Source organism: Martelella mediterranea (assembly GCF_004342225.1).
Taxonomy (GTDB): Bacteria; Pseudomonadota; Alphaproteobacteria; order Rhizobiales; family Rhizobiaceae; genus Martelella; species Martelella mediterranea_B.
This window is the reverse complement of the sequence record NZ_SMAR01000070.1, coordinates 1-8,198: the sequence shown is the minus strand read 5'-3', so window position 1 is coordinate 8,198 and position 8,198 is coordinate 1. Positions and strand designations below refer to the sequence as shown.

The following is an 8,198-nucleotide window of genomic DNA, read 5'->3' as shown; positions in this document are numbered from 1 at the left end:
TGCCAGCGGCAATCAGGATGATAACATCACAAATGACGCGACATAGAATCTCAGACAGATTGTCGCCGGCGTCTCAGACAGATTGTCGCGCTATATACGACCGCTGGGTATACCGACCCTGACAGACCGCATCGTCCAACGTGCCATGCTGATGGCCATGGAGCCGATCTGGGAAAGCGACTTCCATCGCTTGTCCTACGGCTTCCGGCCGGAACGCAGCGTGCATCATGCTGTCCGCACCGTGAAGATCCAGCTTCAAGATGGAGCGGATACGACGAGGGGCCGCTGGGTCATCGAAGGTGATCTGGCAAGCTACTTCGACACGGTCCATCACCGGCTGCTTCTTAAATGCGTGCGGCGGCGGGTGCGGGACGGACGGTTTGTCGAACTCCTCTGGCACATTCTCAAGGCAGGTCACATTGACCGTGGCCTGTTCAGGGCTGCCAGCGAGGGTGTTCCGCAAGGTGGCGTCCTGTCACCGCTCCTGTCCAACATCATGCTCCATGAGTTCGATGTCTGGCTGGAGGCGAAATACCTGAACCGGAAAGCTCGCAAGGATCGTTGGGCATGGAACTTCGGCATTCAGCAGGGACGCCCCATTACGGTTCGGGAGAACCGGCAATGGAAACCTGCGATAGCCTATTGTCGCTACGCCGATGATTTTGTCGTCCTCGTCAAGGGGACGAAGGCCCATGCTTTGGAGATCCGCGAGGAGTGCCGCGCCTTTCTGGAAGACCGCCTGAAGTTGACGGTGAATATGGAGAAAACCCATATCACCCACGTCGACGACGGGTTTGTCTTTCTGGGGCACCGGATCATTCGCAAGCGAGGGTCGAACGGACGCATGTCCGTCGTCACGACGATACCCAGGGAAAAGGCCAAGGCGTTTGTTCGCAAACTGACCGGGACCCTTTCTGGCAATCATAGTGTCAGTACGGTCGATATGATCGCTGGTCTGAACCGCCAGTTGGCGGGTTGGGCGGCGTTCTACAAGTTCACCGACTTCAGGGCGTACGTCTTCCGGCGCATCGACCATGTCGTATTCTGGAAACTGGCGCACTGGCTGGGGCATAAATACCGATGTCGTATCAAACCCTTGATGCGGAAATGGTTCAGGGCCCCGGAACCGGGCAAGGCGAAAACCTGGCTCGTTTACGGTCGCAATGAACGTGGCGAGGCCATCGGAAAAGACCTGCAACGGCTTGTCTCAAGCCCGAAGGCACAGTTCCGTTGGCGCAATCCGGAGGTCAATCCATACATCTTCCGGACTGAAACCCGCAGCACCGTCACCTCGCACTATCATGATGTTGCCATGGCCATGGGCCAAGCTTGAACGGAGAGCCGTATGCGCTGAAAGGTGCACGTGCGGTTCGGGGAGGAGAAGCGCAACTGCGCTTCTTACTCCACTCGCCACATGGAAGGGGTTTGTTTACGTGGCTTTCGTGATCGATGCTTTTGCTCGACGCATTGTCGGCTGGAGAGCAAGCCGCACTGCCCATACGAGCTTCGTCCTCGACGCTCTGGATCAGGCGCTTCATGATCGACAGCCCGTTCATCGTAGCGGCCTTATCCATCACTCGGACCGCGGTGTGCAATACGTATCTATTCGCTATTCCGAACGGCTGGCAGAGGCCGAAGAACGATACTATGCCACGCTGGACGCACCAGCGTTGGCCGCATAACTTAAACCAAACGGTCTCCGGTAAACCCGGCGCGGTTCAAACCGTCCAGAACCTCCGCAAACTCGCCAAGCTGAGGCCGTCACTGGCCTGAGACATCAGCGGAATGCTCTGCCTAACTCGCCGGCCGGAAATTCGGGTCGAGTTTTTCAACACCATCCGGACAAAGCGCTAATTCGCTGCAGTTACTCGAACGACCGCTTCACGGTGAATCTAAATTCGTTCGGCAAAGCGCTTGATGCGTTGCACCAGGCGCCTCTTGTTCCTGTCACATAGCGTTACTTGATGGCGAGGATGTCGAAGTTGTGGACGTTAGCGACCACACCGTCGTCCCACCCGCCAGCGACCAACTCCGCTGCCCGTTTGTTCAGCAGCCCGGCGACTTGACCGGCAAAGTGTGCTTCACGGCCAGCATTGTTGGTGAAGATGTCGAAGATTGCGAAGGATGTTTCGTCAATCTGCAGCGCCGCCCAGAACAATGTGCCGGGTTCGGTTTCTCCGACGATGGGACCAGCTGCGGTCAGCAAGGCTGCCAATTCCGGCCCTCTGCCGGGTGCTGCTTCGAGCGTGATGTACGTGGCTGTCGTGGCCGAGTAGAGATCAACCGGTTCCCTCGCCGACAGGACATCGGAATTGTTGATATTCGCGACAACACCATCGTCCCAGCCCCCGGCGACCAGCGCGTCGGCATTTTGGTTCAAAGCCGCGGCCACAGCGCCGGAGAAATGCGCATTGCGCGCTTCTTCATCCACGAAGATATCAAAGATCGCGAGCGTATCGTCGGCTTGTAAGGCAAACCAAAGCACGGTGCCTGGTTCGGTGTCCGCGACAATCGGGGCGGCTCCGGCCAGAAATTCGGCGAATGCTTCGGTCTGGCCTTCAGCGGCGGGCATGGCGATGTAGCTGGCAGTGTGATTTTCCATTGGTGTTTCCTGTGCGGATGCAGATGTCGTGATCAAGGCCAAAGCGGCGAGTGTCTTGAGAATTTGGGCTTTCATGGTCGCCTCCTGATTGAGAGGTCGTTGTGTTTGGTTTCGCTGCACCCTTTTCCCATGCCGAATGCCTCAGGCACCAATCCCGAACTTCTATTCTTTGATAGACATGTGCTATGGTGAACCTCATGGCGGAAAGTGACGGAGACTGTGGCAGTGGAGATGAACCAGATCAGGTATTTTTTGGCTGTCTGCCAGCATCGCAACTTCACCCATGCCGCTAGCGCCTCAAATGTTTCCCAACCGTCCTTGACGACCGCGATCAAGAAACTTGAACACGAGCTCGGGGGTGATCTGTTTGTCAGGGACCGCGCGGGATGCAGGTTGACGGCACTCGGAAAACTCATGCAGCCAAGGCTACAGAAAGCGCATGACGAAACGCAGGCAGCTAAGGCAGAAGCCGTCCGCCACACGCGACTAGAGCGGGTTCCTATTTCTGTCGGTGTTGGCGAAACGATTGGTCACAACCGGATTTCAGCCGCCGTGGAACGCTTCCGTACACGATTGCCGCAAGCCGAAATAGAGTTGATCGTGGCGTCTGCCTCCAAGCTTCTGGCCGGATTGCGAGAGGGTGAATTTGACGTCGTTGTCACAGCGGCGACGGTCAGTGAAGACCTCTATCGAATAGACCAGCTCTATGACGAGTCCTACAAGGTTGTGGTGTCCAAGTCGCACCCGTTGTCTGGACGAAACGCTATTTCTCTTTCGACACTCGCTGAAACTGACATGCTCGATCGACCCAATTGCGAAATGCGCGATGCGTTGCATGGGGCATGTGCAGACCAAGGTCACGAACTCTACGCGGCCTATCGGTCAAATCGCGTGGATTGGTTAGTCGAACTCGCGCGGCAGGGATTAGGCGCAGTGATTTTGCCAACCACGGCAATTCCAGCAGATAGGGGCCTCGTTTCGATACTCATCGACGACCTTGAAATTTCGCGAACTGTTTCTGCTCTTCGTTATCGGCACCAAACGACGAGACCAGAGACAAATGATCTGATCCGTGAGATTGCGCGTGTGTAGGCGTAGTCTCATTGATGGCCGACATTCGCGCATAGTGCAGTAACTGGTACTTTGGGCTCTGAACTGCCGTCCGCTGCGCGCAGCCTCAACGACCGGTGTGGGGCAGAAACCCCACGCCAGAACCGCATGGCCAATAACGGTGGTAAGCGCCGGTGACAAAAACGTACGGGTTTGGGCCCATACTGCGCTGCGGAGAACGTCCGGAAGGAGCCCTCTCGCGCCATTGCTTGACCATTATAGGGCAGGCGAAGTCCACATAGACTTTGAAGCTAAGCGCTGGAACGGAAGTATGATGAGAGCGCTGGTTGTCAGGGCACGCGTTCCATCGGTGCGTATGTCGTGGCGCAATTTTCCGAAGTCGGGCACGATGTCATCGAGGCGCCACTAACTCGTTCTGGCGCTGCCGCACGATGGGCTGCTGGACCATCCGGTTTCTTCCTGCGCAGCTTTTCGACGCTGAAGCTGGCGGTATCCATAGGTTGCGTTGCGCACCGTCTCGTCACTTTCCAACCCCGACCCAAGCGCGCCCGCGATCGTAGCTACGGACGTCGCAAGCCAAGCCAGCTTCACATAGTCGAGCAGCCCGATGGCATGGCTTAATCGGGATTCGAGCAGATCAGGGGGCACAAACAAGACCACCGCAATCACGAACAGCGCCAGGAGCACGCCATAATAGAGAACAACGGCGACACTAAGCGTGAGCACCGTAGCCGCGTTATATAGCCTCATTAACAGGGGCGAGCCCTCCGCTTGATGCTTCTCCCATAGATCGTGTGAGATGATCAGCCAGAACACCATGGCCACCATCGACGTCGCCATCAGGGCGACCAAACGGATCGGACCGTAGGCATCGCTCAGTTGCCAGAGCGTCGGGAAAATCAGCCCGTATGCGCCGGTGGCGAAAGCCACGGCCACCACGCTCTTGAAGGCTGGAAAGATGGTCCAGGGCTGGTTCGCCCTCACCATTCCCGTTAGTAGGCGTAGCCACGCGTAAGGCCTCGGCGCAGCAACGAATCGCACATCGACGGCCATGTCCGGATCCTGCGGTACGATTCGGCGTATGGGCGCCAAGTATCGCAACAACGGCCATCGATCAGTTCGCCCCGTCACGGACTTGCGGGATTGGGGCCGCTCCGGATCGCCAGCAGCTTGATCGTGTGACTTCGGTTCCTTGGATACGAGCTCTCTGAGCACAAGGACGGCGGCGCGCTCTGACCGACGGTACATGAGCATTCCGCCAGTGGCGGGCACCGAAATACCGCCGACGCCTTTTTCCAGAACAGCGTCGGCGACCACGACATGGTCCTGACGGAGGATCGGCAGATCGGTGATGCTGATCGCAAAATCCCAACCGTGCTGGTGTTTGCGTTTTTCGGCTTCGTCGAGAATTTCCGCGGGATCGCCAGCGCCGCCGGTCAAGGGATCGCAGACGATTTCCACGTACCAGTCGTTACGTTCATCGACTTCGCTGCGAAGAAGGTCGGGCAATATCTCAGCCAGATGCGCGGCCACCTTTTCGGGAAGCTCCGGCGCCGGGAGCAGCCCTATCACCCATCGGTACGACGCTGCATCCATCGGTCTCACATGCGAACCGCGCCTCGCTTCGCTTTGCGGGGTAGTCTCGTCATCGACCGATTTCTGGCTTTCCAACTTGCACATGAGAACCTCCCAGTTCGGTCTCTCACGGACCTCAATATGTGATAAAGCCTCAGCTGGCGACCCAACGCGCGTTATTCATGCTGTCATGAGGCAGTCGCTCGATCCTCAACTTCGGGCGCCGGCCTGTACCGTGCTGCGTGAAGACCACAGCCCACGTTGAGCATTTGGACGAAACGGCGACTGACCGAACGCCCGTTTTGTCCGCACACCGGACATAAACCTCCTGCCAGAAGGTGTGCGCCAAAAACGGTCGATTCCGCCTGTGACACAAACGGTTGAGTTCTGACCGACGAGCGCCCGACAGCGGACCTTCAAACACGGGCTACTCACCGTCCGCTGAGCGGGACAGAGCCGTCATTCAGGCCCATGAAATTTTCAGCGGAGGTAATACAGCGATGTCCTCGATGGCGTAGGCAATGCCGTCAACGAGGAGGCCGTCAGGCAGCTCACACCCAAGTGGTTGATGCGCAATTTTCCGGAAGCCCAGCTTTTTCCCTCAGCGGTCGCGGCGGGTATGGCTGCGCCGCACAGGTAGGTTTGCCTGCCTCTCCCGGTGGAAAACATACATGCCGGAGCCAAGGATCACGAGCGTTCCAAAAACCGTCATTTCATCCGGAACATCGCCGAAGGCGAAAAGACCGATGAACGTCGCTCCAAGAATTTCAAGATACTGAAAGGGTGCCAAAACGCTGGCTTCGGCCCGGCTGAAGGCATACGCGATCAACAGGAAGGTGGCCGCTGCCAGAACGCCGGCCCCGGCGAGACTCAACGCAATCTGCGGGTTTAGGCGGCTGAGCATCTTATGTAGATCCGAGGTCATCAGCATGAGCAACACCAGCGTGATGCAAGCATAAGCAGCGGACCCGAGTTGGAACGTCAGTGCGGAGGCAGTTCGCGTCGCCCTACGTGTGATGATCATGTTCAGCGCATAAGCGACTGCGGCGGCGACTGGCAGAAAAACTGTTAGACCAAAGGTTGCAAAATTTGGTCGCAGGATCAGAAGAACACCTAACATCCCGATTCCGATCGCAGCATAGCGATGCGGTCCGGGTTTTTCTCCGAGCAGAAATCCTGCGAGAAGTGTTAAGAGCAACGGCTCAACGAAAAAAATTGCGATAGCCGTCGCAATGGGCATGGTTTTGAAGGCTGTAATCAGGCTCAGGCTGATAACCGAAACACATTGGCCTGAGAGAAACGACCATATCGAGAAAGGACGCCCTGAGAGGCGATGACGCATCAGCATAAAAGCCCCAGCTAGAAAGCCAGCCTGCACAAGGGCTCGGACCGCCGCAATCTGTGACGGTGGCAGAGCGCTCGTCAGGGATTTTGTGATGGCATCCCCTGCCGGTAGAAGAAGCATTGCAAGTGACATGGTGATCATGCCGAGCAGAGGGGGGTAGGACTGGCGCAGCGGCGCCTGAACGATAACAGACATCTCGAACTCCTTCGCCGTAGCTTTGCTACGGCTCAAGATCCGGGCGTGCAGGACTGAATGATGAAAGTGCTTCGCGACGCCATCGCAAGCAGACAGTCTGCCTAAGGGAGATAAGAGGCCACTGTCAACGGCGTGAGCGGCATATCTTATGGCTCTGTTGCAAAAATTTTGCCGATGCCCGAAAGAGTGCGGACAATTTTCAGCGGGACTTTTGATGAGCGATTTCAAGTGGCGTCATTTTCAGGGTGACGTGATTTTATGGGCGGTGCGGTGGTATTGCCGCTATGGGATCAGCTACTGCGATCTTGAACAGATGATGGGTGAGCGCGGTGTGCCCGTCGATCATTCCACGATTTATCGCTGGGTCCAGAAATACGCGCAGGAGATCGAAAAACGGCTGCGCTGGCATTGGCACCGACCACAGTCAACGAGCTGGCGCGTTGACGAAACCTATGTGAAGGTTCGCGGCAAATGGACCTATCTGTATCGGGCCGTCGACAAATTCGGCAACACGATCGATTTCTACCTGTCTCCGACACGCAATGCCAAAGCGGCCAAGCGCTTCCTCGGCAAAGCTTTGAACGGCCTGAAAGACTGGGAAAAGCCGACTTTCATCAACACTGACAAAGCGCCGACCTATGGGATTGCCATCGCGCAGTTGAAGGCCGAAGGCAGATGCCCCAATGACCTTGTGCATCGGCAGGTCAAATATCTGAACAATGTCGTCGAAGCTGACCACGGTAAGCTAAAGCAGCTGATCAAACCCGTCAGAGGGTTCAAGACGTTGAAGACGGCATATGCGACGATCAAGGGCTTCGAGGTCATGCGGGCGTTGCGCAAGGGCCACGCTAATATTTTCAACCTGACACGAGACATCCGTGGGGAAGCGCGCATCGTTGAACGTGCTTTTGGTATCGGGCCGAGCGCGTTGACAGAAGCCGTGGAACTGCTCGCCCAGAATCTACAAGGTCAGACCGCTTGACAGCAGAAAATGAGGGGCTTGCCTTGCCAGCTGGATTTTTTTGCAACAGAGCCCTTGAAACTTTTCTAACCAACTATAAGGAACTCGCGCCTGCGATCGGAAGATCGCATACCGCCTGCATCTCGCTCAAAATATGGCACAACTGATGAAATGCCTCCTGATGAGGCGACGATCTGCGCCAAGAAGCGTATATGGTTCGTTGTGGCGCGCGGCCGGAGATGCTCACAATTTTTACATTAGGAAAGGTACTTAGCCGGGGAGAGGCTAACGAAGGAACCATACTAGCCCCCCCTTTCATTGAAACGAGCGCACCGATTGTTTCGAGACTCAACCTGGACTTCCCCTTCAAAAGTGGAGGGCTTCTGTTAGATAAGACTGACAGGAGACTTGGAATTGAAGCAGCGAGAATTTACAGAAGAGTTCAAACG

The 8,198-nt window shown here is 56.5% G+C and carries 6 protein-coding genes and 1 pseudogene; 4 read left to right on the top strand and 3 right to left on the bottom strand.

Annotation, left to right across the window (positions count from 1 at the left end; all coding sequences use genetic code 11):
- The first annotated feature begins 82 nt into the window (after positions 1-82).
- Both EDC90_RS20165 and EDC90_RS20160 read left to right on the top strand, forming a co-directional pair.
- A complete protein-coding gene (locus EDC90_RS20165; RefSeq protein ID WP_245511158.1) occupies positions 83-1,333 on the top strand; it encodes a reverse transcriptase domain-containing protein in 1,251 nt (416 codons plus the stop codon).
- A gap of 67 nt (positions 1,334-1,400) precedes the next feature.
- A pseudogene (locus EDC90_RS20160) lies at positions 1,401-1,634 on the top strand (DDE-type integrase/transposase/recombinase); the annotation flags it as partial.
- Positions 1,635-1,957: 323 nt separating this feature from the next.
- On the opposite strand, the gene EDC90_RS20155 reads toward EDC90_RS20160, so the two are convergent.
- Positions 1,958-2,677, bottom strand: coding sequence for a putative quinol monooxygenase (locus EDC90_RS20155; RefSeq protein ID WP_132314312.1), 720 nt, complete (start codon positions 2,675-2,677; stop codon positions 1,958-1,960).
- 156 nt (positions 2,678-2,833) lie between these two features.
- Here EDC90_RS20155 and EDC90_RS20150 point away from each other — a divergent pair, with 156 nt between their 5' ends.
- Positions 2,834-3,694 (top strand): LysR family transcriptional regulator, encoded by an 861-nt coding sequence (locus tag EDC90_RS20150; RefSeq protein WP_245511157.1) that lies wholly within the window; start codon positions 2,834-2,836, stop codon positions 3,692-3,694.
- A 384-nt stretch (positions 3,695-4,078) separates the two neighbouring features.
- Here the strand turns inward: EDC90_RS20150 and EDC90_RS20145 are convergent, their stop codons facing one another.
- Positions 4,079-5,353: a hypothetical protein gene (locus EDC90_RS20145; protein ID WP_132314310.1), complete on the bottom strand. Its 1,275-nt coding sequence runs from the start codon at positions 5,351-5,353 to the stop codon at positions 4,079-4,081.
- Between the two features lie 496 nt (positions 5,354-5,849).
- The gene (locus EDC90_RS20140; protein ID WP_207903981.1) at positions 5,850-7,016 is read right to left on the bottom strand and encodes a DMT family transporter; all 1,167 of its coding nucleotides are present in this window, start codon (positions 7,014-7,016) and stop codon (positions 5,850-5,852) included.
- On the opposite strand from EDC90_RS20140, the gene EDC90_RS20135 reads away from it, so the two are divergent.
- A complete protein-coding gene (locus tag EDC90_RS20135; protein WP_132314309.1) occupies positions 7,003-7,770 on the top strand; it encodes an IS6 family transposase in 768 nt (255 codons plus the stop codon). The two genes, EDC90_RS20140 and EDC90_RS20135, sit on opposite strands and share 14 nt — an antisense overlap.
- Positions 7,771-8,198: the final 428 nt, after the last annotated feature.